The sequence below is a fragment of the Bifidobacterium samirii genome, from assembly GCF_003952945.1.
In the GTDB taxonomy this organism is placed as follows: domain Bacteria; phylum Actinomycetota; class Actinomycetes; order Actinomycetales; family Bifidobacteriaceae; genus Bifidobacterium; species Bifidobacterium samirii.
This window is the reverse complement of the sequence record NZ_QXGK01000001.1, coordinates 258,502-278,880: the sequence shown is the minus strand read 5'-3', so window position 1 is coordinate 278,880 and position 20,379 is coordinate 258,502. Positions and strand designations below refer to the sequence as shown.

Annotated in this window: 29 protein-coding genes; 28 read left to right on the top strand and 1 reads right to left on the bottom strand. The window is 64.6% G+C overall.

Annotated features, from left to right (window positions below):
• The first annotated feature begins 9 nt into the window (after window positions 1-9).
• From rplC to rplQ, 28 genes are all read left to right on the top strand, one after another.
• The gene (rplC, locus tag D2E24_RS01180; RefSeq protein WP_125967476.1) at window positions 10-663 is read left to right on the top strand and encodes a 50S ribosomal protein L3; all 654 of its coding nucleotides are present in this window, start codon (window positions 10-12) and stop codon (window positions 661-663) included.
• A 6-nt stretch (window positions 664-669) separates the two neighbouring features.
• Complete coding sequence (rplD, locus tag D2E24_RS01175; protein ID WP_125967475.1) at window positions 670-1,335, top strand: 50S ribosomal protein L4; 666 nt, start codon at window positions 670-672, stop codon at window positions 1,333-1,335.
• A gap of 5 nt (window positions 1,336-1,340) precedes the next feature.
• Window positions 1,341-1,637: a 50S ribosomal protein L23 gene (gene rplW / locus D2E24_RS01170; RefSeq protein ID WP_125967474.1), complete on the top strand. Its 297-nt coding sequence runs from the start codon at window positions 1,341-1,343 to the stop codon at window positions 1,635-1,637.
• Between the two features lie 36 nt (window positions 1,638-1,673).
• Window positions 1,674-2,504, top strand: a complete 831-nt coding sequence (rplB, locus tag D2E24_RS01165; protein ID WP_125967473.1) for a 50S ribosomal protein L2 — start codon at window positions 1,674-1,676, stop codon at window positions 2,502-2,504.
• A gap of 15 nt (window positions 2,505-2,519) precedes the next feature.
• Complete coding sequence (gene rpsS / locus D2E24_RS01160; protein WP_015450968.1) at window positions 2,520-2,798, top strand: 30S ribosomal protein S19; 279 nt, start codon at window positions 2,520-2,522, stop codon at window positions 2,796-2,798.
• A 17-nt stretch (window positions 2,799-2,815) separates the two neighbouring features.
• Entirely contained in the window at window positions 2,816-3,175 is a 360-nt protein-coding gene (rplV, locus tag D2E24_RS01155; RefSeq protein WP_125967472.1) for a 50S ribosomal protein L22, read from the top strand.
• Window positions 3,176-3,177: 2 nt separating this feature from the next.
• The gene (rpsC, locus tag D2E24_RS01150; protein WP_125967471.1) at window positions 3,178-3,978 is read left to right on the top strand and encodes a 30S ribosomal protein S3; all 801 of its coding nucleotides are present in this window, start codon (window positions 3,178-3,180) and stop codon (window positions 3,976-3,978) included.
• A 4-nt stretch (window positions 3,979-3,982) separates the two neighbouring features.
• On the top strand, window positions 3,983-4,402 hold the full coding sequence (gene rplP, locus D2E24_RS01145) for a 50S ribosomal protein L16 (protein ID WP_125967470.1): 420 nt from the start codon (window positions 3,983-3,985) through the stop codon (window positions 4,400-4,402).
• The gene (gene rpmC / locus D2E24_RS01140) at window positions 4,402-4,659 is read left to right on the top strand and encodes a 50S ribosomal protein L29 (protein ID WP_125967469.1); all 258 of its coding nucleotides are present in this window, start codon (window positions 4,402-4,404) and stop codon (window positions 4,657-4,659) included. The genes rplP and rpmC overlap by 1 nt, the downstream gene beginning before the upstream one ends.
• Complete coding sequence (gene rpsQ / locus D2E24_RS01135; RefSeq protein WP_125967468.1) at window positions 4,659-4,919, top strand: 30S ribosomal protein S17; 261 nt, start codon at window positions 4,659-4,661, stop codon at window positions 4,917-4,919. The genes rpmC and rpsQ overlap by 1 nt, the downstream gene beginning before the upstream one ends.
• Before the next feature lie 91 nt (window positions 4,920-5,010).
• Window positions 5,011-5,379 (top strand): 50S ribosomal protein L14, encoded by a 369-nt coding sequence (rplN, locus tag D2E24_RS01130; protein ID WP_125967467.1) that lies wholly within the window; start codon window positions 5,011-5,013, stop codon window positions 5,377-5,379.
• Between the two features lies 1 nt (window position 5,380).
• Window positions 5,381-5,716, top strand: a complete 336-nt coding sequence (gene rplX, locus D2E24_RS01125) for a 50S ribosomal protein L24 (RefSeq protein ID WP_125967466.1) — start codon at window positions 5,381-5,383, stop codon at window positions 5,714-5,716.
• Complete coding sequence (rplE, locus tag D2E24_RS01120) at window positions 5,713-6,282, top strand: 50S ribosomal protein L5 (RefSeq protein WP_125967465.1); 570 nt, start codon at window positions 5,713-5,715, stop codon at window positions 6,280-6,282. The genes rplX and rplE overlap by 4 nt, the downstream gene beginning before the upstream one ends.
• Before the next feature lies 1 nt (window position 6,283).
• Window positions 6,284-6,469 carry a type Z 30S ribosomal protein S14 gene (locus tag D2E24_RS01115; RefSeq protein ID WP_003808046.1) on the top strand — a complete coding sequence of 62 codons (186 nt, stop codon included), beginning with the start codon at window positions 6,284-6,286 and terminating at the stop codon, window positions 6,467-6,469.
• A gap of 93 nt (window positions 6,470-6,562) precedes the next feature.
• Window positions 6,563-6,961 carry a 30S ribosomal protein S8 gene (rpsH, locus tag D2E24_RS01110; protein ID WP_125967464.1) on the top strand — a complete coding sequence of 133 codons (399 nt, stop codon included), beginning with the start codon at window positions 6,563-6,565 and terminating at the stop codon, window positions 6,959-6,961.
• Window positions 6,962-6,978: 17 nt separating this feature from the next.
• Window positions 6,979-7,518 carry a 50S ribosomal protein L6 gene (gene rplF, locus D2E24_RS01105; RefSeq protein ID WP_125967463.1) on the top strand — a complete coding sequence of 180 codons (540 nt, stop codon included), beginning with the start codon at window positions 6,979-6,981 and terminating at the stop codon, window positions 7,516-7,518.
• 1 nt (window position 7,519) lies between these two features.
• Entirely contained in the window at window positions 7,520-7,891 is a 372-nt protein-coding gene (rplR, locus tag D2E24_RS01100) for a 50S ribosomal protein L18 (RefSeq protein WP_125967462.1), read from the top strand.
• Entirely contained in the window at window positions 7,888-8,607 is a 720-nt protein-coding gene (rpsE, locus tag D2E24_RS01095) for a 30S ribosomal protein S5 (RefSeq protein WP_125967461.1), read from the top strand. The genes rplR and rpsE overlap by 4 nt, the downstream gene beginning before the upstream one ends.
• A gap of 2 nt (window positions 8,608-8,609) precedes the next feature.
• Window positions 8,610-8,792 carry a 50S ribosomal protein L30 gene (rpmD, locus tag D2E24_RS01090; protein ID WP_125967460.1) on the top strand — a complete coding sequence of 61 codons (183 nt, stop codon included), beginning with the start codon at window positions 8,610-8,612 and terminating at the stop codon, window positions 8,790-8,792.
• A gap of 2 nt (window positions 8,793-8,794) precedes the next feature.
• Window positions 8,795-9,250: a 50S ribosomal protein L15 gene (rplO, locus tag D2E24_RS01085; RefSeq protein WP_125967459.1), complete on the top strand. Its 456-nt coding sequence runs from the start codon at window positions 8,795-8,797 to the stop codon at window positions 9,248-9,250.
• Between the two features lie 387 nt (window positions 9,251-9,637).
• Window positions 9,638-10,972, top strand: coding sequence for a preprotein translocase subunit SecY (secY, locus tag D2E24_RS01080; protein WP_125967458.1), 1,335 nt, complete (start codon window positions 9,638-9,640; stop codon window positions 10,970-10,972).
• A gap of 57 nt (window positions 10,973-11,029) precedes the next feature.
• On the top strand, window positions 11,030-11,590 hold the full coding sequence (locus D2E24_RS01075; RefSeq protein WP_125967457.1) for an adenylate kinase: 561 nt from the start codon (window positions 11,030-11,032) through the stop codon (window positions 11,588-11,590).
• A 185-nt stretch (window positions 11,591-11,775) separates the two neighbouring features.
• Complete coding sequence (gene infA / locus D2E24_RS01070) at window positions 11,776-11,994, top strand: translation initiation factor IF-1 (protein WP_003808114.1); 219 nt, start codon at window positions 11,776-11,778, stop codon at window positions 11,992-11,994.
• Window positions 11,995-12,019: 25 nt separating this feature from the next.
• A complete protein-coding gene (gene rpmJ / locus D2E24_RS01065) occupies window positions 12,020-12,133 on the top strand; it encodes a 50S ribosomal protein L36 (protein ID WP_003842636.1) in 114 nt (37 codons plus the stop codon).
• Window positions 12,134-12,278: 145 nt separating this feature from the next.
• Window positions 12,279-12,656, top strand: a complete 378-nt coding sequence (gene rpsM, locus D2E24_RS01060; RefSeq protein WP_125967456.1) for a 30S ribosomal protein S13 — start codon at window positions 12,279-12,281, stop codon at window positions 12,654-12,656.
• A gap of 83 nt (window positions 12,657-12,739) precedes the next feature.
• Complete coding sequence (gene rpsK / locus D2E24_RS01055) at window positions 12,740-13,138, top strand: 30S ribosomal protein S11 (protein WP_033516516.1); 399 nt, start codon at window positions 12,740-12,742, stop codon at window positions 13,136-13,138.
• 82 nt (window positions 13,139-13,220) lie between these two features.
• Window positions 13,221-14,216: a DNA-directed RNA polymerase subunit alpha gene (locus tag D2E24_RS01050; RefSeq protein ID WP_125967455.1), complete on the top strand. Its 996-nt coding sequence runs from the start codon at window positions 13,221-13,223 to the stop codon at window positions 14,214-14,216.
• Window positions 14,217-14,312: 96 nt separating this feature from the next.
• Entirely contained in the window at window positions 14,313-14,783 is a 471-nt protein-coding gene (gene rplQ / locus D2E24_RS01045; protein WP_125967454.1) for a 50S ribosomal protein L17, read from the top strand.
• A gap of 171 nt (window positions 14,784-14,954) precedes the next feature.
• On the opposite strand, the gene D2E24_RS01040 is transcribed toward rplQ, so the two are convergent.
• Window positions 14,955-20,012 carry a discoidin domain-containing protein gene (locus D2E24_RS01040; protein ID WP_125967453.1) on the bottom strand — a complete coding sequence of 1,686 codons (5,058 nt, stop codon included), beginning with the start codon at window positions 20,010-20,012 and terminating at the stop codon, window positions 14,955-14,957.
• Window positions 20,013-20,379: the final 367 nt, after the last annotated feature.

Below are 20,379 nucleotides of genomic sequence, written 5' to 3'. Positions count from 1 at the left end.
GGGACCGTTATGACTTCGCAGAGGGGTAGCCACAAGGCTCTGCTGGGCAAGAAGCTCGGCATGACCCAGGTTTGGGACGAGAACGGCTTCTTCGTCCCGGTCACGCTGGTGGACGTCTCCACCAACGTGGTGACCGCCGTCAAGTCCGAGGAGACCGACGGCTATGAGGCCATCCAGATCGGCTACGGCCAGATCAACCCGACCAAGGTGACCAAGCCGCTCGCCGGCCACTTCGCCAAGGCGGGCGTCACCCCGCGTCGCCACCTCGTCGAGGTGCGCACCGCCGACGCCGCCGAGTACGAGCCGGGCCAGGAGCTGTCCGTCGAGTCCTTCGCCGAGGGTTCCGAGGTCGACGTGACCGGCACCACCAAGGGCAAGGGCTTCGCCGGCACCATCAAGCGCTGGGGCTTCAAGTCCTACCGTCGTTCCCACGGCTCGCACAAGAACGAGCGTCGTCCCGGTTCCGTGGGCGCATGCGCGACTCCGAGCCGCATTCTCAAGGGCAAGCGCATGGCCGGCCGCATGGGTCACGTGACCGCGACCGTCCAGAACCTCGCCGTCGTTTCCGTGGATGCCGAGAACGGCATCATCGCTGTCAAGGGCGCCATCCCGGGCCCGAAGAACGGCATCGTTCTCGTCCGCACGGCAGTGAAGGGAGCCTGATAAATCATGGCAAACGTTACTCTGAACGTGACTGACGCCAAGGGCCAGGCCACCGGCACCGTTGAGGTCCCGGGTGAGATCTTCGGCCACACCGCCGAAGAGGTCCAGGCTCGCGTCCCGCTGATCCACCAGGTCGTCGTGGCCCAGCTGGCCGCCGCCCGTCAGGGCACTCACGCGACCAAGACCCGTGGCATGGTTTCCGGCGGCGGCAAGAAGCCGTGGAAGCAGAAGGGCACCGGCCGTGCCCGCCAGGGTTCGACCCGCGCCCCGCAGTGGTACCACGGCGGCACCGTCTTCGGTCCGCAGCCGCGTGACTACTCGCAGCGCACCCCCAAGAAGATGAAGGCCGCGGCCCTGCGCTACGTGCTTTCCGACCGTGCCAACGCCGGCCACGTCGCCGTCGTGGACTTCGGTGTCGCCGACGCCCCGTCCACCAAGGCCGCCGTCGCCGCGCTGACCCCGATCACCGAGAACAAGTTCACCACCGTCGTGTTCGCCCGCGAGAACGTGAACGAGTGGCTGTCGGTCCGCAACATCCCGACCGTCCACCCGATCTTCGCCGACCAGCTGAACACCTACGATGTGGTCACGGCTCAGTACGTCGTCTTCACCAAGGAAGGCCTGGACGCCTTCGTCGCGGCGAAGACCGAGCCGGCCGTCAAGGAGGCCTGATTTCCATGGTCGCTATTCACAAGCCCGCATACGACGTCATCATCAAGCCCGTCGTCTCCGAGAAGAGCTATGCCCTGTCCGATCGCGGCCAGTACACCTTCGTGGTGTCCCCGGACGCGAACAAGGTGCAGATCAAGCAGGCCATCGAAGAGATCTTCAAGGTGAAGGTGACGAACGTCAACACCCTCAACCGCGCCGGCAAGCGTCAGCGCACCCGCACCGGTTTCGGTCAGCGCGTCAACCAGAAGCGCGCGATCGTGACCGTCGCCGAGGGCCAGACGATCGACATCTTCGGCAACTGAAGGCTAGCCGAGAAAAGTTAAAGGAAGAACTATATTATGGCTATCCGCGTTTACAAGCCGACGACTGCAGGCCGTCGCAACGCCTCCGTCTCGGACTTCTCCGAGATCACGCGCTCCACGCCTGAGAAGTCGCTGGTTCGCAAGCTGTCCAAGACCGGCGGTCGCAACTCCTACGGCCGTATGACCTCCCGCCATCGCGGCGGCGGTCACAAGCGCCAGTACCGTCTCATCGACTTCCGTCGCTGGGACAAGGACGGCGTGCCGGCCAAGGTCGCTCACATCGAGTACGACCCGAACCGCTCCGCCCGCATCGCGCTGCTGCACTATGCCGATGGCGAGAAGCGCTACATCATCGCCCCGGAAGGCATCAAGCAGGGTGATGTGATCGAGACCGGCGCCCAGGCCGACATCAAGCCGGGCAACAACCTGCCGCTCAAGAACATCCCGACCGGTACCGTCGTCCACGCGATCGAGCTCAAGCCGCTGGGCGGCGCCAAGATCGCGCGTTCCGCCGGTGCCTCCGTCCAGCTCGTCGCCAAGGACGGCGCCTACGCCCAGCTGCGTATGCCGTCCGGTGAGATCCGCAACGTGGACGCCCGCTGCCGCGCCACCGTCGGTGAGGTCGGCAACTCCGACCACGCCAACATCCAGCTCGGCAAGGCCGGTCGCGCCCGTTGGATGGGCAAGCGTCCGTGGACCCGTGGTGAGTCCATGAACCCGGTCGACCACCCGCACGGCGGTCGTACCCGCGGTGGCAAGCCGCCGGTCTCCCCGTGGGGCAAGGGCGAGGTTCGTACCCGTCGTCCGAAGAAGGCTTCGAACAAGATGATTGTTCGCCGCCGTCCGAATGGCAAGAACCGCAAGTAAGGGAGTGTCGAGTAGATGACTCGTAGCATCAAGAAGGGGCCCTTCGTCGACGCCCACCTGCAGAAGAAAGTCGACGAGCAGAACGAGAAGGGCACGCACAACGTCATCAAGACGTGGTCGCGCCGTTCGATGATCACCCCGGATTTCATCGGACACACGTTCGCTGTTCACGATGGCCGCAAGCATGTCCCGGTGTTCGTCACCGAGGCCATGGTCGGTCACAAGCTCGGTGAGTTCGCCCCGACCAAGACCTTCAAGGGTCATGTGAAGGACGACAAGAAGGCCCGCCGCTAAAGGATAAGGAATAGAACATGGAAGCTAAAGCAATCGCTCGTCACGTCCGCGTGACGCCGCGCAAGGCTCGCCGCATGGTCGACCTCATCCGCGGCAAGAAGGCGACCGAAGCCGTCACCATCCTCAAGTTCGCTCCGCAGGACGCGTCCCTCCCGGTTCGCAAGGTCCTGGAGAGCGCCATCGCGAACGCCCGCGTCAAGGCCGAGCGCGCCGGCGAGCCGTTCCGCGAGAACGACCTGGTCATCAAGGAGACCTACGTGGACGAAGGCGTGACGCTCAAGCGTTTCCGCGCCCGCGCCCAGGGTCGTGCCGCTCGTATCAACAAGCGCACGAGCCACATCACGGTCGTCGTCGCTAGCAAGGAAGGAGCCCGCTAAAGATGGGTCAGAAGATCAATCCCTTTGGCTATCGTCTGGGCATCACCGAGAACCACCGCTCCAAGTGGTTCTCCGATTCCAACAAGCCCGGCGAGCGCTACCGTGACTTCGTCCTGGAAGATGACCAGATCCGCAAGGTCATGAACAAGGACCTCGAGCGTGCGGGCGTGTCCCGCATCGTCATCGAGCGCACCCGCGACCGCGTGCGTGTGGACATCCACACCGCCCGTCCGGGCATCGTGATCGGCCGCCGTGGCGCCGAGGCCGAGAAGGTCCGCGCCAAGCTCGAGAAGCTCACCGGCAAGCAGGTCCAGCTCAACATCTTCGAGGTCAAGAACGCCGCTCTGGACGCCCAGCTCGTCGCTCAGGGCATCGCCGAGCAGCTGGCCAACCGCGTGACCTTCCGTCGCGCGATGCGCAAGGCCCAGCAGGACGCGATGCACGCCGGCGCCAAGGGCATCCGCATCAAGCTCTCCGGCCGTCTCGGCGGCGCTGAGATGAGCCGTTCCGAGTTCTACCGCGAGGGTCGCGTCCCGCTGCAGACCCTGCGCGCCCTGATCGACTACGGCTTCTTCGAGGCCAAGACCACCTACGGCCGCATCGGCGTCAAGGTGTGGATCTACAAGGGCGATATGACCGAGCGCGAGTTCGAAGAGCAGCAGGCTCAGCAGAACAACCGCGGTGGCCGCCGCGGCGGCGATCGCCGTCCGCGCCGTGGCAACCGCAACGCCGCCCCGCGCAACACCGAGGCTCAGGCCCCGGCCGCCGCCGAGGCGCCTGCCGCAACGGAAACTAAGGAGTGAACTGATGCTTATCCCGAAGAGGACTAAGTACCGCAAGCAGCATCGTCCGGTCCGCTCTGGCATGTCCAAGGGCGGCAACGAGATCGCGTTCGGCGAGTTCGGCATCCAGGCGCTTGCGCCGGCCTACATCACGAACCGTCAGATCGAGGCCGCTCGTATCGCCATGACCCGCTACATCAAGCGTGGCGGCCGCGTGTGGATCACGATCTTCCCGGATCGTCCGCTGACCAAGAAGCCGCTGGGCACCCGAATGGGTTCCGGTAAGGGCACCCCGGAGTTCTGGATCGCCAACGTGCGTCCGGGCCGCGTGATGTTCGAGATCAGCGGCGTGTCCGAGGAAGTCGCCCGCGAGGCCCTGCGCCGCGCGATCGACAAGCTTCCGATGAAGTGCCGTGTTATTGCACGCGAAGGTGGTGATATCTGATGGCAGTCGGTACCGCTGATTACGCAATCAAGAATCTGAACGAGAAGACCAACGAGGAGATCGAGGGCTTCCTGAAGAAGTCCAAGGAAGAGCTGTTCAACCTGCGCTTCCAGCACGCGACCGGTCAGCTCGAGAACACTGCCCGCCTCAAGGCGGTCAAGCACGACATCGCCAGGATGTACACCGTCCTGCGCGAGCGTGAGCTCGGCATCAGCCAGGCGCCCGAGGCCTCCGAGACGAAAGCTGAGGAGAACTAATGGCTGAAGAGCGTAACTTCCGTAAGGTTCGTCGCGGTTACGTCGTGTCCGACGCTATGGACAAGACGATCACCGTCGAGCTCGAGCTGCGTACGACCCACCCGCTGTACGGCAAGGTCGTCCGCTCCACCAGCAAGGTCAAGGCCCATGATGAACACAACGACGCGCACGTTGGCGACCTCGTGAGTATTATGGAGACTCGGCCCCTGAGCAAGACCAAGCGTTGGCGTCTCGATACCATCATCGAGCGCGCTAAGTAACAAGTTCGGCAAGGCTCCGCGAGACACCCCGCCCATGCTCGTACAGGTGGGCGGGGTGCTCGGGGAGAACCAGCTCGGCTAAGGAGAATCAATGATTCAGCAGGAAACGCGGCTTCATGTCGCCGACAACACGGGTGCGAAGGAAATCCTCGCCATCCGAGTGCTCGGCGGATCGAAGCGACGCTATGCCGGCCTGGGCGACATCATCGTCGCCACCGTCAAGGACGCGATCCCTGGCGGGTCGGTCAAGAAGGGCGACGTGGTCAAGGCCGTCGTCGTCCGCACCGTCAAGGAGCACCGTCGTGTCGACGGCTCCTACATCAAGTTCGACGAGAACGCCGCCGTCATTCTCGGCTCCGGCCGTGAACCGAAGGGCACTCGTATCTTCGGACCGATCGCTCGTGAGCTGCGCGACAAGAAGTTCATGCGCATCGTGTCCCTCGCCCCGGAGGTGATCTGACATGGTAGCCAAGATCAAGAGCGGCGACCTGGTCAAGGTCATCCGTGGCAAGGATAAGGGCAAGGAAGGCACCGTGACCCGCGTGCTGGACAACGATCGCCTGATCGTCGAGGGCGTGCAGATCGTCAAGAAGCACGTCCGCGCCACCCAGCAGGGCCAGCAGGCCGGCATCGTCTCCGTCGAGGCCCCGATCCATCGCTCCAACGTGATGCTGATCGACCCGGAGACCAAGCAGCCGACCCGCGTTGGCATCGTGGTCAAGGAAGAGGTCCGCGACGGCAAGGTGAAGACCGTGCGCGTGCGCGTGGCCAAGAAGTCCGGAAAGGAGCTGGCATGACCGATATCGTCGAAGCGCCGGCGACCCCCCGCCTGAAGCAGCAGTACAAGGACGTCATCGTCCCCGAGATGGAGAAGGAGTTCCAGTACTCCAACCCCATGCAGGTCGCCCGCATCCAGAAGGTCGTCGTGTCCATGGGCGTCGGCGCCGCCGCGCGTGACTCCAAGCTCATCGAGGGCGCCGTCAAGGACCTCACCCTGATCACCGGCCAGAAGCCGAAGATCACGAAGGCCAAGAAGTCCGTCGCGCAGTTCCACCTGCGTGAGGGCCAGGCCATCGGCGCGTACGTCACCCTGCGTGGCGACCGCATGTGGGAGTTCCTCGACCGTCTGCTGACCATGGCTCTGCCGCGCATCCGCGATTTCCGCGGCATCAACGGCAACCAGTTCGACGGCCAGGGCAACTACAACTTTGGTCTCACCGAGCAGTCCATGTTCCACGAGATCGATCCGGATTCGATCGATCACCAGCGCGGTATGGACATCACCGTGGTGACCAGCACCAAGGACGACAAGGAAGCCCGCGTGCTGCTCAAGCACCTCGGCTTCCCCTTCAAGGAGAACTGATATGGCAAAAACCGCTCTGAAGAACAAGGCGGCCGCCAAGCCGAAGTTCAAGGTGCGCGCCTACACGCGCTGCCAGGTTTGTGGTCGTCCCCACTCCGTCTACCGCAAGTTCGGCCTGTGCCGCATCTGCCTTCGCGAGAAGGCCCACCGCGGCGAGCTGCCCGGCGTTACGAAGTCCAGTTGGTAAACATCGACGCTGAAGGTCCGCGGCCCGATCGCCCGTGAACACACGGGCGTAAGGGCGGCGGAAACCATAGCGAGAAAGGGCAACAAGCCCAAAATGACAATGACAGATCCCATCGCAGACATGCTCACTCGTCTGCGTAATGCGAGCGCGGCGAAGCACGAGACCGTGGACATGCCGTACTCCAAGTTCAAGGCGAGCATCGCCGAGATCCTGAAGCGCGAAGGCTACATCAAGGACTTCGCCGCCAAGGAGGCCCGCGTCGGCCAGACCCTCGAGCTCACGCTCAAGTACGGTCCGAACGGCGAGCGTTCCATCCAGGGCATCAAGCGCATCTCCAAGCCGGGCCTTCGCCGCTACGCGAAGTCCGACGCGCTGCCGATGCCGCTCGGTGGCCTCGGTATCGCGATCATCTCGACCAGCTCGGGACTGATGACCCAGAAGGAATGCCTCGACCGGGGCATCGGCGGCGAGATCGTCGCCTACGTGTGGTGAGAAAGGAGAGCTGACACATGGCATCGCATATTGGTAAGCTCCCCGTCGCCATCCCGGCCGGCGTGGAAGTCACGATCGACGGTCAGAACTTCACGGCCAAGGGCCCGAAGGGTTCCGACTCCTACATCATCCCGGAGGGCATCTCCGCTGCCGTCGAAGGCAACGAGGTCGTCCTCACCCCCGCTGACGACCTGCGTCCGACCCGTGCGAAGCACGGTCTGGCCCGCGCCATCGTCGCCAGCCTGGTCAAGGGCGTGCACGAAGGCTATGCCAAGACCCTGCAGATCGTCGGCACCGGTTACCGCGCCACGCTGAAGGGCAAGAGCATTGAGTTCGCGCTCGGCTACTCCCACACCATCACCGTCGACCCGGCCGAAGGCATCGAGTTCGAGGTTCCGAACGCGAACACCGTGATCGTCAAGGGCATCGACAAGCAGGCCGTCGGCCAGGCTGCCGCCAACATCCGCATGCTGCGCGCTCCGGAACCCTACAAGGGCAAGGGCATCAAGTACGCGGACGAGCGTATCCTGCGCAAGGCTGGAAAGGCTGGTAAGTGATATGAGCGTTGAGATTCTCGGCAAGGGCAAGAAGGTCGCGCTCAAGCGTCGTCACGCCCGTCTGCGCAAGCGCATCTCCGGCACCCCGGAAATGCCGCGTCTCGTCGTGACCCGTTCCAACCGCCATATGGTCGCCCAGATCATCGACGACACCAAGGGCCACACCCTGGTGAGCGCGTCGACCCTGACCGCCGACTTCGCCGGCTTCGAGGGCACCAAGGTCGAGGCCGCCAAGAAGGTCGGCCAGCTCGTGGCTGAAAAGGCCAAGGCTGCCGGCATCGAGGCCGTCGTCTTCGACCGTGGCGGCAACAAGTACACCGGTCGCGTCGCAGCTGTCGCTGAAGGCGCCCGCGAGGGAGGTCTGGCACTGTGAGCGACGAAACCCAGAAGGAAACCCAAGTGGCTGAAGAAACTCAGAACACTGCGGCGGAGACCAACAACGCGAACGAGGACCGCAAGTCCCGTCGCGGCCAGCGCGGCGAAGGCCGTCGCGGCGAGCGTCGCAACCGTCGTGAAGAGAAGCAGGGCGATGAGCTGCTCGACCGCGTGGTGACCATCAACCGTGTGTCCAAGACCCACAAGGGCGGCCGTACGTTCAGCTTCGCTGCTCTGGTCGTCGTCGGTGACGGCAACGGCACCGTGGGCGTCGGCTACGGCAAGTCCCGTGAGGTTCCGGCCGCTATCGCCAAGGGCCAGCTGGATGCCAAGAAGCACATGTTCACCGTTCCGCGCGTCCGCGGCACCGTCACCCACCCGGTGATCGGCCACGACGCCGCCGGCACCGTGCTGCTTCGCCCGGCCGCCCCGGGTACCGGCGTTATCGCCGGCGGCCCGGTCCGCGCCGTCATGGAGTGCGCCGGCATCACCGACATCCTGACCAAGTCGATGGGCTCCGCCACCGCCGTGAACATGGTTCGCGCCACCGTGGCCGCCCTCAAGCAGCTCGAGGATCCGGAGGAGATCGCGGCCCGCCGTGGTCTGGCCCTCAACGAGGTCGCCCCGGACTCCCTGCTGCGCGCCCGCGCCGCCGGCATCGCCGAGGCCCGCAAGGCCCGCGAAGAGGCTGCCGCCCAGAAGGATGGTGAGTGATAATGGCTAACCTGAAGATCACCCTGCACCACGGTCTGGTGAACCGTACCCCGAAGCAGCGCGCCACCGCTCAGACCCTGGGTCTGCGCAAGATCGGCCAGACGGTCGTCCGTGAGGACAACGCCGTCACCCGCGGTCTGATCAACACGGTGCGCCACCTGGTCACCGTTGAGGAGGCAGACTGATTATGGCTGAAGAAGAGACCGGCATCCTGCTGATGCACGATCTGCGTCCGGCTCCGGGCGCGAAGAAGGACCGCATCCGCGTCGGCCGCGGTGAGGGCTCCAAGGGTAAGACCTCGGGCCGTGGCGACAAGGGCACCAAGAAGCGCTACCAGGTTCGTCCGGGCTTCGAAGGTGGCCAGCTGCCGCTGTACATGCGCCTTCCGAAGCTGCGTGGCTTCAAGAGCCCGTTCAAGAAGGAATACCAGGTCGTGAACGTGGCCGCTCTGGCCGAGCTGTTCCCGGCCGGCGGTGAGATCACCGTCGCCGACTTGGTCGCCAAGGGCGCCGTGCGCGCCAACCAGCCCGTCAAGGTGCTGGGCGACGGTGAGACCACCGTGGCTCTGAACCTCAAGGGCGTGAAGGCCTCCGCTTCGGCCAAGTCGAAGATCGAGGCTGCCGGCGGTTCGATCGAGGAGTAGTCTCCTCGCTGCCGATCCGCATCGAGCAACGAATGATGACCCTCGTCCGCGCTTGCGGCGAGGGTCATCTCGTATGCGGCCGCGGTCACGCGGCACAGCCGGCGTCGTCAACGTGGGGGGAGAGGCACGGACGGACGCGACGGCATCGGACGACGGGCCATACCGCCCGGCGACGGACGCGACGGACGGCATCGGACGCCGTCATCGGCGCGACGGCCAACCACAACACAGACAAGACGCAACGGACCATGGTACTTTCGTCGAGGAAGACACGACAGATACGCATGGCGGTCGCGGCCATCCCACGGTAGACGCGATACGCTAGACTCGACGGTTAGAGTCTGTCCGGAGGGTGCGCGAAGGGCGCACGAATGGAAAGGAACCCAGGTGAGGACGTTAATCCAGGCCTTTCGAACCAAGGAGCTGAGGAACAAGATCCTCTTCGTCCTCGGCATGATCATCATCTACCGGATCGGATCGTTCATTCCGACCCCGGGAGTCGACTACGGTGCGGTGCAGGAGTGCGTCGACGCGCTCAGCTCCAACCAGGAGAACTTCATCGGCCTGGTGAACCTGTTCTCCGGCGGCGCCATGCTGCAGCTGTCGATCTTCGCGCTGGGCGTCATGCCCTACATCACCGCGTCGATCGTCGTGCAGCTGCTGCGCGTGGTCATCCCGCGCTTCGAGGCGCTGCACAAGGAAGGGCAGTCCGGCGAGGCCAAGCTGACCCAGTACACCCGTTACCTGACCATCGGACTCGCGGTGCTGCAGTCCACCACGATCCTCGTGACGGCCAAGAACGGCGCGCTCTTCTCCGGATGCTCCGCGCAGGTCATCCCCAGCAGCAACGTGTGGGACCTCATCGTCATGGTGCTCATCATGACCGGCGGCACCGGCCTGATCATGTGGATGGCCGAGCTCATCACCGACAAGGGCATCGGCCAGGGCATGTCGATCCTCATCTTCATGTCCATCTGCTCCGGCTTCCTGCCGCAGCTGTGGGAGATCGGCTGGGGCACCGACGGCACCGACGGCGACTGGCTCAAGTTCGGCATCGTCACCGGCGTGCTGCTGGTCATCCTGATCTTCGTCGACTACGTCGAGCTGTGCCAGCGCCGCATCCCGGTCCAGTACACGCGCCGCATGATCGGCCGCAAGATGTACGGCGGCTCCTCCACCTACCTGCCGCTCAAGGTCAACATGTCCGGCGTCATCCCGCCGATCTTCGCCTCCTCGATCCTCGCCATCCCGACGCTGATCGCCCAGTTCGGCGACTCCGACCAGGCCTGGGTCAAGTGGATCAACTCCAACCTGGCGAACACCACCTCGGTGTGGTACATCGCGCTGTACGCGCTGATGATCGTGTTCTTCTGCTTCTTCTACACGTCGATCACGTTCAACCCGGACGAGACCGCCGACAACATGAAGCAGTACGGCGGCTTCATCCCCGGCATCCGCGCCGGCTCGGCCACCAGCCGCTACCTGAACTACGTGATGAACCGACTCAACACCGTCGGCGCCGTCTACCTGCTGTTCGTCGCGCTGATCCCGACCGTGCTCATCATGGCGCTGCAGCTCAACTCCAAGCTGCCGTTCGGCGGCACGACCATCCTGATCATCGCGGGCGTCGGCCTCGACACCCTGCGTCAGGCCAAGGCCCAGACCGAACAGTTCCAGTACACCGGCTTCCTGCTCGAGAACATCGACCACAAGGAAGGCTGACGACCCATCGGCTCCCCGCATAGGGGAGCCGCCGCCATTTCTACGAAAGGAAACGACATGCGTCTTCTCATCATGGGCCCCCAGGGCGTGGGCAAGGGCACCCAGGCCGCGCTGCTCGCCGAGCACTACGGCATCCCGGCCATCTCGACCGGCGACATCTTCCGCTACAACATCAAGAACCGCACCGAGCTGGGCCTCGAGGCGCTCAAGTACACCGACAAGGGCGAGCTGGTCCCCGACGAGCTGACCAACACCATCGTCAAGGACCGTCTGGCCATGGATGACGCTCAGGGCGGCTGGATTCTCGACGGCTACCCGCGCAACGCCTCCCAGGTCGAGGCGCTCGACGCGATGCTCGCCGAGCTGGGCACCCCGCTCGACAAGGTCGTCGCCCTCGACGCCGACCATGAGGTGCTGATGGAGCGCATCGCCAAGCGCGCCGCCGAGCAGGGCCGCTCCGACGACACCCCGGAGGCCATCGCCAAGCGTCTGGCCACCTACGCCAAGGAGACCGAGCCGCTGCTCGACATCTACCGCGACCGCGGCCAGCTGGTCGCCATCGACGGCGTCGGCGAGATCAACGCCATCCAGGCCGCCATCGTCGAGGTGCTGGGCTGATCGGCCCGAGCGGACGATCGGACGATCGGCCGATCGGATAGCAAACCCGGATAACACAGTCCGTCACGAAAGCGGAGATACGACACGCCGAGTGTCACATCTCCGCTTTTCGTGTATATTTGTAAGTTGGTGTGTCTTCGGACATGTCAACGGTAATTGACCCAAGGAACGGATTAAAGGGACTCATGGCAAAAGACGGTGTGATTGAAGTCGAAGGTCAGGTGGTGGAAGCACTGCCGAACGCGATGTTCCGCGTCGAACTCGAGAACAAGCACATCGTGCTCGCGACGATCTCCGGCAAGATGCGCAAGAACTACATCCGCATCCTGCCCCAGGACCGCGTCGTGCTTGAGATGAGCCCCTACGACCTGAACCGCGGGCGCATTACGTACCGATACAAGTAAGGTACACAACACAAAAAGGAAAACCATGAAGGTCAGCCCTAGTGTGAAGAGGATCTGCGAGAACTGCCGCGTGATCCGTCGTCACGGCCGCGTCATGGTGATCTGCATCAACCCGCGCCACAAGCAGCGCCAGGGCTGAGACAGATCCAGCGGCACACAGAAAGGCGCTGAGTCACGACCGTTTCTTCCCTCGGGAAAAGAACGGCTGAACCCCGGGTTCGCAGGCCCGGGCCGGGAGACCGGACGACTCGGTGCACGACCTGCGGAACATAGAAGGAATCGCAATGGCACGTCTTGCCGGAGTCGACATCCCCAATGAGAAGCGCATTGAAATCGCCCTCACCTACATCTTCGGTGTGGGTCGCACTCGTGCGAAGGAAACGCTTGCCGCGACCGGTATCAACCCGGACATCCGCGTCAAGGATCTGACGGATGAGCAGCTGATCACGCTGCGTGACTATCTCGAGGGTAACTACAAGATCGAGGGCGATCTGCGTCGTGAGATCGACGCGGACATCCGTCGTAAGATCCAGATCAACTGCTATCAGGGCATGCGTCATCGCAAGGGTCTGCCCGTGCGCGGCCAGCGCACCAAGACCAACGCCCGCACCCGCAAGGGCCCGAAGCGCACGGTCGCCGGAAAGAAGAAGGCCACCAAGTAGTCCGGTGGCGAGATCCGGGCCACGGGACGTGAGTTCCATCGTCCGGACAAGCAAATTCATTCGTTAATAGGAAACGAGGATCAATGGCCGCTCAAAAGCAAGCCGCGCGCAAGCCGCGTCGCCGTGATCGCAAGTCGATCCCGGTCGGGCAGGCGCATATCAAGTCCACCTTCAACAACACGATCATCTCGATCACCGATCCGTCCGGCGCTGTCGTGTCCTGGGCTTCCGGTGGCGATGTCGGATTCAAGGGCTCCCGTAAGTCGACGCCGTACGCCGCCGGCATGGCTGCCGAGTCCGCCGCCCGCAAGGCGATGGAGCACGGTCTGAAGAAGGTCGACGTGTTCGTCAAGGGCCCGGGTTCCGGTCGTGAGACCGCCATCCGCTCCCTGCAGTCCGCTGGCCTCGAGGTCGGTTCCATCACCGACGTCACCCCGCAGGCGCACAACGGCGTTCGTCCGCCGAAGCGTCGTCGCGTCTGAGCACAGACAGAGCAAATAATCCAAAGCCGCTTGCCTGGCCGGTGAGTGCACCACCGACCAGAAAAGCTGAAAGGATACCATAGTGCTTATCGCACAGCGTCCGACCCTGACCGAGGAAGTCCTCAATCCGCAGCGCTCCCGCTTCACCATCGAGCCGCTGGAGCCGGGCTTCGGCTATACGCTTGGCAACTCGCTGCGCCGAACCCTCCTGAGCTCGATTCCGGGTGCCGCCGTGACTTCGGTCCGCATCTCCGGTGCCCTGCACGAGTTCACCACTCTGCCGGGCGTCGTGGAGGACGTGACCGAGATCCTGCTCAACATCAAGGGCATCGTGCTCACCAGCGAGTACGACGAACCGGTCGTCATGTATCTGCGCAAGAGCGGCGAAGGCGAGGCCACCGCGGGTGACATCACCCCGCCGGCAGGCGTGACCATCGCCAATCCCGAGATGCATATCGCGACCCTCGCCGAGGACGGCGAACTCGAGATCGAGTTCACCGTCGAGCGTGGCCGCGGTTACGTCCCGGCCCAGATGAACAAGCAGGACACCGACGAGATCGGCCGCATCCCGGTCGACTCGATCTACTCCCCGGTGCTCAAGGTGAGCTACAAGGTCGAGGCCACCCGCGTGGAACAGCGCACGGACTTCGACAAGCTCATCCTGGACGTGGAGACCAAGCCCGCCATCTCGCCGCGTGACGCGGTCGCCTCCGCCGGTTCGACCCTGGTGGAGCTCTTCGGCCTGTGCCGTGAGCTCAACGTCCAGGCCGAAGGCGTCGAGGTCGGCCCGGCCCCGGTCGCCGAGGAATCCAACCCGGAGATGGCCGTGCCGATCGAGGATCTGAACCTGACCCAGCGCAGCTACAACTGCCTGAAGCGCGAGCAGATCCACACCATCGGCGAGCTGGTCGCCCACACCGAGCAGGACCTGCTCGACATCCGCAATTTCGGCATGAAGTCGATCGATGAGGTCAAGGAGAAGCTGCAGACCCTGGGTCTGTCGCTCAAGGCCTCGCCGCTGGGCTTCGACGCCACCAACCTCGAAGGCGGCACCTTCTACTCGCCGGAAGACGAGTGATCCGCCCCCTTTGAAACCCAACCGCTTCGCCGCGCCCGGATGTTCGGGCATATGCCCACCTGAGCGCGGCGGGGCTTCCCCAAGGAGTTACTTACTATGCCTACCCCGAAGAAGGGCCCGCGCCTGGCTTCCAGCCCGGCCCACGAGCGCCTCATGCTCGCGAACATGGCCACCAGCCTGTTCCAGAACGGCCGCATCGTCACCACGCTGCCGAAGGCCAAGCGCCTCCGTCCGCTGGCCGAGCGCCTGATCACCTTCGCGAAGCGCGGCGACCTGCACTCCCGCCGTCGCGTCCTGCGCGTGATCCGCAACAAGTCCGTCGTGCACAAGCTCTTCACCGAGATCGCCGAGCAGATGGAGCAGCGCGAGGGCGGCTACACCCGCATCGTGAAGATCACCCCGCGTAAGGGCGATTCCGCTCCGGCCGCCATCATCGAGCTGGTCACCGAGCCGGTCTCCCCGAAGAAGGCCGTCGTGAAGGAAGCCGAAGCCGCCGTCAAGGTCGCCGAGGAAGCCGTCGTCGAGGCTCCGGTCGAGGCCGAGGCCCCGGCTGAGAACGCCGAGTGAGCCTGACTCGCTGACAACGACGTGAAGGGTCGGAATCCCATCCGGGTTCCGACCCTTTTCCATACCCGTTTTCGCTACGGTCCGGTGATTGTTCGGTGATTGCAGAAGGCCGGCCCCGCACATCGTGCAGGGCCGGCCTTCATCGTTGCCGGTGAGCGGCCGCGTCGCCGATCAGGCGCGGCGACGCCAGATGATCACGCCGGCGAGACCCGCCAGCACGATTACGGCCAATCCCATGCCGGCGACCGCCGAACCGGTGTTCGTCAATCCCGGCCTGGTGGCGCCGGGCTTGGCGGGCTTGTCGGTGCCGGGCTTGGTATCGGGCTTGGCGGTATCGCCCGGTTTGTCCCCGGTACCCGGCTTGTCGTCGCCGTCCCCGTCACCGGGATCCGGTGTGACGGGAGTGTCGGGACCGTCATCCTTCTTCTCCAGTCCGTCGATCGCGGCCTGCAGCGTCTTGGCGGCCGCGTCGACGTCGGCCTGTGCGGCGTCGGTCCTGGCGGTCGTCTCCTCGGCGGTGGCGAGTGCGGCGTCGAGTGTGGCGAGGCTGTCGTCGGTGTAGAGGGCGCGGTCGATGGCCTTGGCCGCCTCGATCGCCTTGTCGAGGGCCGTCTTGTCGGCCGGATCGGTCGGCTCGGGATCCGGCGGGGTCACGGGGCGCTCCTTGAGTTCGTCGATCGCATTCTGCAATGCCGTGGCCGCCGCATCGACGTCGGCCTGGGCGGCGTCGGTCTTGGCGGACAGTTCCTCGGCGGTGGCGAGTGCGGCGTCGAGTGCGGTGAGGCTGTCGTCGGTGTAGAGGCTGCGGTCGATGGCCTTGGCTGCGGCGATCGCCTGGTCGAGGGCCGTCTTGTCGGCGGGGTCGGTCGGCTCGGGGTCCGGCGGGGTCACGGGACGTTCCTCCAGTCCGTCGATCGCGTTCTGCAATGCCTTGGCGGCCGCGTCGACCTCGGCCTGGGTGGCGTCGGTCCTGGCGGACAGTTCCTCGGCGGTGGCGAGTGCCGCGTCGAGTACGGTGAGGCTCTCGTCGGTGTAGAGAGTGCGGTCGATGGCCTTGGCCGCCTCGATCGCCTGGTCGAGGGCCGTCTTGTCGGCCGGGTCGGTCGGCTCGGGATCCGGCGGCACCTCGTCCTTGGTGAACCGTGCCGTCAACGCGGTGTTCCCTTCGACGGCGAAGGTGTACGAGGCGTCCTCGGACACCGGTTCGTCGCCGACGTGATACCAGCCGGCGAAGGTGTATCCCTTGTTCGCCTCGGCTCTGACCGTGACTTCGGTGCCGCCGGTCACGTCGAGCGCGGCGCCCGCGTCCGCGCCGTCAGCCGCGCCCGCGGCCGCGGTCACGACGCCGCCTTCGGCCGGATCGGCCGCGACGAACACGCGGTATGTGGAGGCCGGCCTGTTCGCGATGTCGAATTCGGAGACCGCGACCCACCCGTCATTCGACGCCTTGGCCACGAACCTGGCGTACCGTACCTTGCGGGTGTCGAACATGAAGGTCTTCTTGGTCTCGTCGTTCGCGAAGGTCTGATCGACGGCGATCCTCGTCCATTCGTCGCCCTCGGCGGCCTTGACGTACAGGTCGGCCTTGGTGACCCGTCCGCTGGCCTGGTCGGTGCGCGGCGTGAACGAGAACTGGTTGATCTCGTACTGGCGTCCGAAGTCGATCTCGGCGTAGAACGAGTTGCTGCCGGTCAGCTTGTCGGTCGCGCCCTGCCAGTTGGAATGCCAGTGCGTGCCGGGCTTGTTGTCGAAGGCGTAGGTGAGCAGGCCCTCCTTCGCGTCGTATACGGTCTCGCTGTCGGTCTTGCCGGTCCACGCCGTTTTGTCGTACTCGTCCACGGCGTCGGCGGTCGGCTTGACGACGACGTTGTCGATCGTCGCGTCGATGGCCTGCGTCGTGGAGCCGATGCGCTGCAGCGGCAGGGCGAAGGTCGCGGCGGTGATGCCGGTCTTCTTCACGATGCCGTTGTGGATGAAGCTGCCGGTGGCGTCGGCCACGTATTCGCCATCCACGTACAGCTTCGTCGACTGCTGGTCGACGGCGATGGTGACCGTGACTTTCCTGCCGACCGGCAGCTCGTAGCCGAACGTATAGTCGTACAGTTCGCGGGTGAAGCCGAGGCTGCCGTCGTCCATGATGCGCAGGTCGTGCGTGCCGTAGGCGCCGTCGGCCTCGAACAGGATGTCGCCGGGCTTGGCGGCCTTGTTCAGCGTGATGTCGAACGTCAGCTCGTTGCCGTTGCCGAGCCGGTCGATCGGCGTCGTGGCGTAGCTGGAACCGCCGGTGAGCCGCAGCTCGCCGTCGTCCACGGACGCGGCGTCGAGCGTCAGATCACGCTCGTTGGCGGTGATGTCGTCGCCGTCCTGCTCGAAATCGTAGCTGGCGTAGGCATCATCCACACTGTCGGCCTGATAGTAGGGGTTGGTGCGCGGACCGGTGCCCTGCTGATCGGCAAGGGCGGCGAGCGCATCCGCACTGCCCTTCTCCTTGCCGGTCTGCGACCACGTCTTCTCCGCGTAGTACGGCATCGCGTCGAAGAAGCGCCAGTACAGGTCGGATTCGGTCAATCCGGACGCGTTCTTGTCGATGTTGTCGCTCCAGATCGCGAAGGCCGCGCCGAGCATCTGGTCGTCGCCCGAAGGCACGTACCGGTAGCCGGATCGGGTCTTGAGCCGGTTCGGCTCGAAGCTGTTGAAGATGCGGTTGACGTTGAGCCGGTCGCCGTACGAGTTGGCGCGGCCGAGGTTGCCATTGGGCACCATGTAGCCGTAGTCGTCGATCGTGTTGATCAGATCGTAGCCCATCTCGTACATCTGCAGGCCGTCGGACCAGTCGCTCGACCACAGGTTGATCTGCACGTCCTCGATGGCCTCGGGCGCGATCTCGGTCTTGTGGTCGTCGATCCAGGTCAGGCCGCCCCACTCGCGCACCGTGTTCGTCTGCTTGACGTAGGGCACCAGCTCGTTGATGAACTCGCGGTACGCGGTGTAGTCGGCGAGGAACTCGTCGGCGCCGATATGCACGGTGGTCTGCGCATCGAAGGTCGGATCGTCTCCCGTGGTGTAGTCGTCGAAGATCTCCTTGATCTTGGCGATCGTCTCCGGCTTGGACACGTCGAGATGGTCGATGAGCGGCCGGCGGGCGTTGATCGGCGACACCTTGTTCTTCACCATCAGCTCAGGCCACACCTTCGTGAACGAGTTCGCGTGCGCGGGCACGTCGATCTCGGGCACGATGTTCATGCCCAGCGCGCGCTCGCTGCGGATGAACTCCTGGAAGTCGGCCTTGGAGATGGCATAGTCCTCGGCGGTCGGGGATTCGCCCGCCTCGTTGGTCAGGCTCGACTCCAGACGGAACGCGTCATACGCCTTGAACGCCTCGTTCTCGTTCTCGCCCTTGCCGTAGTTCTCCAGGAAGATGTAGTTGTCGGACAGATGCGCCTGGAAATCGTTCATCTTGTAGTAGCGCATCGTGCGGGTCACCTCGCGCATCATCTCCAGCGACACGGGCTTGCGCGCCACGTCCATGAGGAAGCCGCGCACCTCGAAGCGCGGATAGTCGCGCATGGAGCCGATGGGGAAGGCGCTCGCATCCTGGCGGGTCATCTGCAGGATCGTCTGCATCGCGTACATGTTGCCGGTGACGCTCTGCGAGGCGGCGGTCATGCGGTCGGCGGCGATGTCGAGCGTGTAGCCTTCGTCGCCGAGCTGGTTCGCGCCGGTCAGCGAGAAGTTGAACGCGCCGGCGCGGGCGTCGCCCTGCACGGCGGTCAGCGTGACGCCGGTGAAATCGGCGTAGTCGAGCACGAATTCGTCGACGACGGCCTTGAGCGACGGATCGTCGTAGACGACGGTGTCGATGGCGGTCCGCGGCAGCGAGTCGGTGCTGTCGGAATGCCATTCGGCGATCTCGGGGATGATGGCCGGCTTGGCGTTCATGCCTTCGGCCTGCGTCGTGGTGCCCTGCACCACGTACGGGATGTCGGAGGTGGTGGCGGTCTCGCCGGTCGCCGTGTCGGTGACGACGTACGCGACCTGCACGGTGCGGTCCGTCAGCGGGTGGTCGATGGTGCCGTCGGCGGCGATGAGCTGCTCGTAGTCGGCGCCGTTGAATGCGGCGGTGAATCCGTCGGGCAGCGTCGGCATGGGCAGCGTGTCCACGTCGGTGCCGATGGTGCGATGGTCGCCTTCCAGCGCGGCGACGACGCTGGAGAGCGTCGCGCCCGGCTTGGCCTGGTCGTTGGAGTAGACCTCCCATTCGGCGACGCTCACGTTGTTCCAGCTGCCCTTGCCGATGGCGAAGTTCTCCAGTCTGATTGCGCGGGCGGTGATCGCCTCGTCGAGCTGGATGACGGCGTCGGTGGCGTAGCCGTCGCCGTCGGCGTCCATCGTCCACGTGGCCTTGGCGGTCTGCTTGTTGCCGTCGATGTCGGTGTAGGTCACGTCGAAGCTGATGACGTTCGACGGCATCGGCGCCGCGTCACGGTGGAAGAAGTAGACGCGGATGTCCTTGATGAGCGTCGGCTGGGCGAAAGCGCCCTGCAGCCAGATGCCGGACGGCGTCTCGTAGTCGCTGGCCCAGCGGTTGGCGCGGTCGGTGCGGTTCTGGTCGATGGCCTTCTCCGGTCCCAGTGTGGCGGCTTCGCTGCTGGACGCCGTCATCGTGGCGTTGAGCATGTGGTTCGTGTCGGGGGTGTCGATCACCTCCTCGTGCACGGTCGGGTAGACGGAGATCTCGTTGATGCCCACGTTCACCCAGTTGAGGGTGCCGCCGTCGGCGTTCAGGATCGTGACCTTGACGTTCGTGGCCGTATGGTCCTCGTCGAGCGTGATCGCCTCATGCTGGGCCGCGCGCTCGTTCTTGGTGTACACCGTCGTGTACTGGCCGCCTTCCTTGAGCTCGACCTGATAGCCGGTGATGTTCTGCCCGGCGTCGGTGCGCTCGAAGTCGATGTCGATCTGGCGGACGGTCTGCTCGCCTTGCAGGTCGATGTCGATCCATTCGCCGGCGGCCTTGTTCTGCGAGGTGCCCCAGCGGGTGGCGAGGTCGCCGTCGACGGCTTTGGCGGGGGATGTGGAATCGACTTCGTATTCGCTGGCCGTGACGGGTTTGCCCAGCGCCAGATTGTTGTCGGCGGCCTGCGCGGTGAATCCCGTCAATGACAGGCCCAGCAGGGTGGCCGTGGCGAGCAGCCCTCCCAGGGCGGCTCGTGCTCGGTGTGGTCTCATGGTCTCTCCATTGAAGATGAGGGTGATTGGTGATGAGTCGATCGATGGCGATCGAGGGTCGGTGAGCATCGGAGATGATCAGTGGATTGGAGTCATCAATGCTGCGTCGCATTAATGCATACATAGTTTACCATTACCGTGTGTCAACCGTGGCTGGCGGGCTCGGACGGACGGAGTTGCGTCGTGACCCGTATGGAATCGTTCGGTGGTATGCGGATTGCGACGCTGGGAAGGGGCGTTGCGTCGCAAGTCGTATGCGAATCTGCGCGGATGAACGGATTGCGACGCTGGGAAGGCGGGTTGCGTCGCAATCCGTACGGGAAGGGCGGAGAGTGTGCGGATTGCGACGCGGCCGCACGAGCGTCCC

What these genes read in the sequence shown, in the direction of transcription:
- rplC (WP_125967476.1), top strand. Translation starts at nt 10, where the DNA reads ATGACTTCGCAGAGGGGTAGCCACAAGGCTCTGCTGGGCAAGAAGCTC.
- rplD (WP_125967475.1), top strand. Translation starts at nt 670, where the DNA reads ATGGCAAACGTTACTCTGAACGTGACTGACGCCAAGGGCCAGGCCACC.
- rplW (WP_125967474.1), top strand. Translation starts at nt 1,341, where the DNA reads ATGGTCGCTATTCACAAGCCCGCATACGACGTCATCATCAAGCCCGTC.
- rplB (WP_125967473.1), top strand. Translation starts at nt 1,674, where the DNA reads ATGGCTATCCGCGTTTACAAGCCGACGACTGCAGGCCGTCGCAACGCC.
- rpsS (WP_015450968.1), top strand. Translation starts at nt 2,520, where the DNA reads ATGACTCGTAGCATCAAGAAGGGGCCCTTCGTCGACGCCCACCTGCAG.
- rplV (WP_125967472.1), top strand. Translation starts at nt 2,816, where the DNA reads ATGGAAGCTAAAGCAATCGCTCGTCACGTCCGCGTGACGCCGCGCAAG.
- rpsC (WP_125967471.1), top strand. Translation starts at nt 3,178, where the DNA reads ATGGGTCAGAAGATCAATCCCTTTGGCTATCGTCTGGGCATCACCGAG.
- rplP (WP_125967470.1), top strand. Translation starts at nt 3,983, where the DNA reads ATGCTTATCCCGAAGAGGACTAAGTACCGCAAGCAGCATCGTCCGGTC.
- rpmC (WP_125967469.1), top strand. Translation starts at nt 4,402, where the DNA reads ATGGCAGTCGGTACCGCTGATTACGCAATCAAGAATCTGAACGAGAAG.
- rpsQ (WP_125967468.1), top strand. Translation starts at nt 4,659, where the DNA reads ATGGCTGAAGAGCGTAACTTCCGTAAGGTTCGTCGCGGTTACGTCGTG.
- rplN (WP_125967467.1), top strand. Translation starts at nt 5,011, where the DNA reads ATGATTCAGCAGGAAACGCGGCTTCATGTCGCCGACAACACGGGTGCG.
- rplX (WP_125967466.1), top strand. Translation starts at nt 5,381, where the DNA reads ATGGTAGCCAAGATCAAGAGCGGCGACCTGGTCAAGGTCATCCGTGGC.
- rplE (WP_125967465.1), top strand. Translation starts at nt 5,713, where the DNA reads ATGACCGATATCGTCGAAGCGCCGGCGACCCCCCGCCTGAAGCAGCAG.
- D2E24_RS01115 (WP_003808046.1), top strand. Translation starts at nt 6,284, where the DNA reads ATGGCAAAAACCGCTCTGAAGAACAAGGCGGCCGCCAAGCCGAAGTTC.
- rpsH (WP_125967464.1), top strand. Translation starts at nt 6,563, where the DNA reads ATGACAATGACAGATCCCATCGCAGACATGCTCACTCGTCTGCGTAAT.
- rplF (WP_125967463.1), top strand. Translation starts at nt 6,979, where the DNA reads ATGGCATCGCATATTGGTAAGCTCCCCGTCGCCATCCCGGCCGGCGTG.
- rplR (WP_125967462.1), top strand. Translation starts at nt 7,520, where the DNA reads ATGAGCGTTGAGATTCTCGGCAAGGGCAAGAAGGTCGCGCTCAAGCGT.
- rpmD (WP_125967460.1), top strand. Translation starts at nt 8,610, where the DNA reads ATGGCTAACCTGAAGATCACCCTGCACCACGGTCTGGTGAACCGTACC.
- rplO (WP_125967459.1), top strand. Translation starts at nt 8,795, where the DNA reads ATGGCTGAAGAAGAGACCGGCATCCTGCTGATGCACGATCTGCGTCCG.
- D2E24_RS01075 (WP_125967457.1), top strand. Translation starts at nt 11,030, where the DNA reads ATGCGTCTTCTCATCATGGGCCCCCAGGGCGTGGGCAAGGGCACCCAG.
- infA (WP_003808114.1), top strand. Translation starts at nt 11,776, where the DNA reads ATGGCAAAAGACGGTGTGATTGAAGTCGAAGGTCAGGTGGTGGAAGCA.
- rpmJ (WP_003842636.1), top strand. Translation starts at nt 12,020, where the DNA reads ATGAAGGTCAGCCCTAGTGTGAAGAGGATCTGCGAGAACTGCCGCGTG.
- rpsM (WP_125967456.1), top strand. Translation starts at nt 12,279, where the DNA reads ATGGCACGTCTTGCCGGAGTCGACATCCCCAATGAGAAGCGCATTGAA.
- rpsK (WP_033516516.1), top strand. Translation starts at nt 12,740, where the DNA reads ATGGCCGCTCAAAAGCAAGCCGCGCGCAAGCCGCGTCGCCGTGATCGC.
- rplQ (WP_125967454.1), top strand. Translation starts at nt 14,313, where the DNA reads ATGCCTACCCCGAAGAAGGGCCCGCGCCTGGCTTCCAGCCCGGCCCAC.
- D2E24_RS01040 (WP_125967453.1), bottom strand. Translation starts at nt 20,012, where the DNA reads ATGAGACCACACCGAGCACGAGCCGCCCTGGGAGGGCTGCTCGCCACG.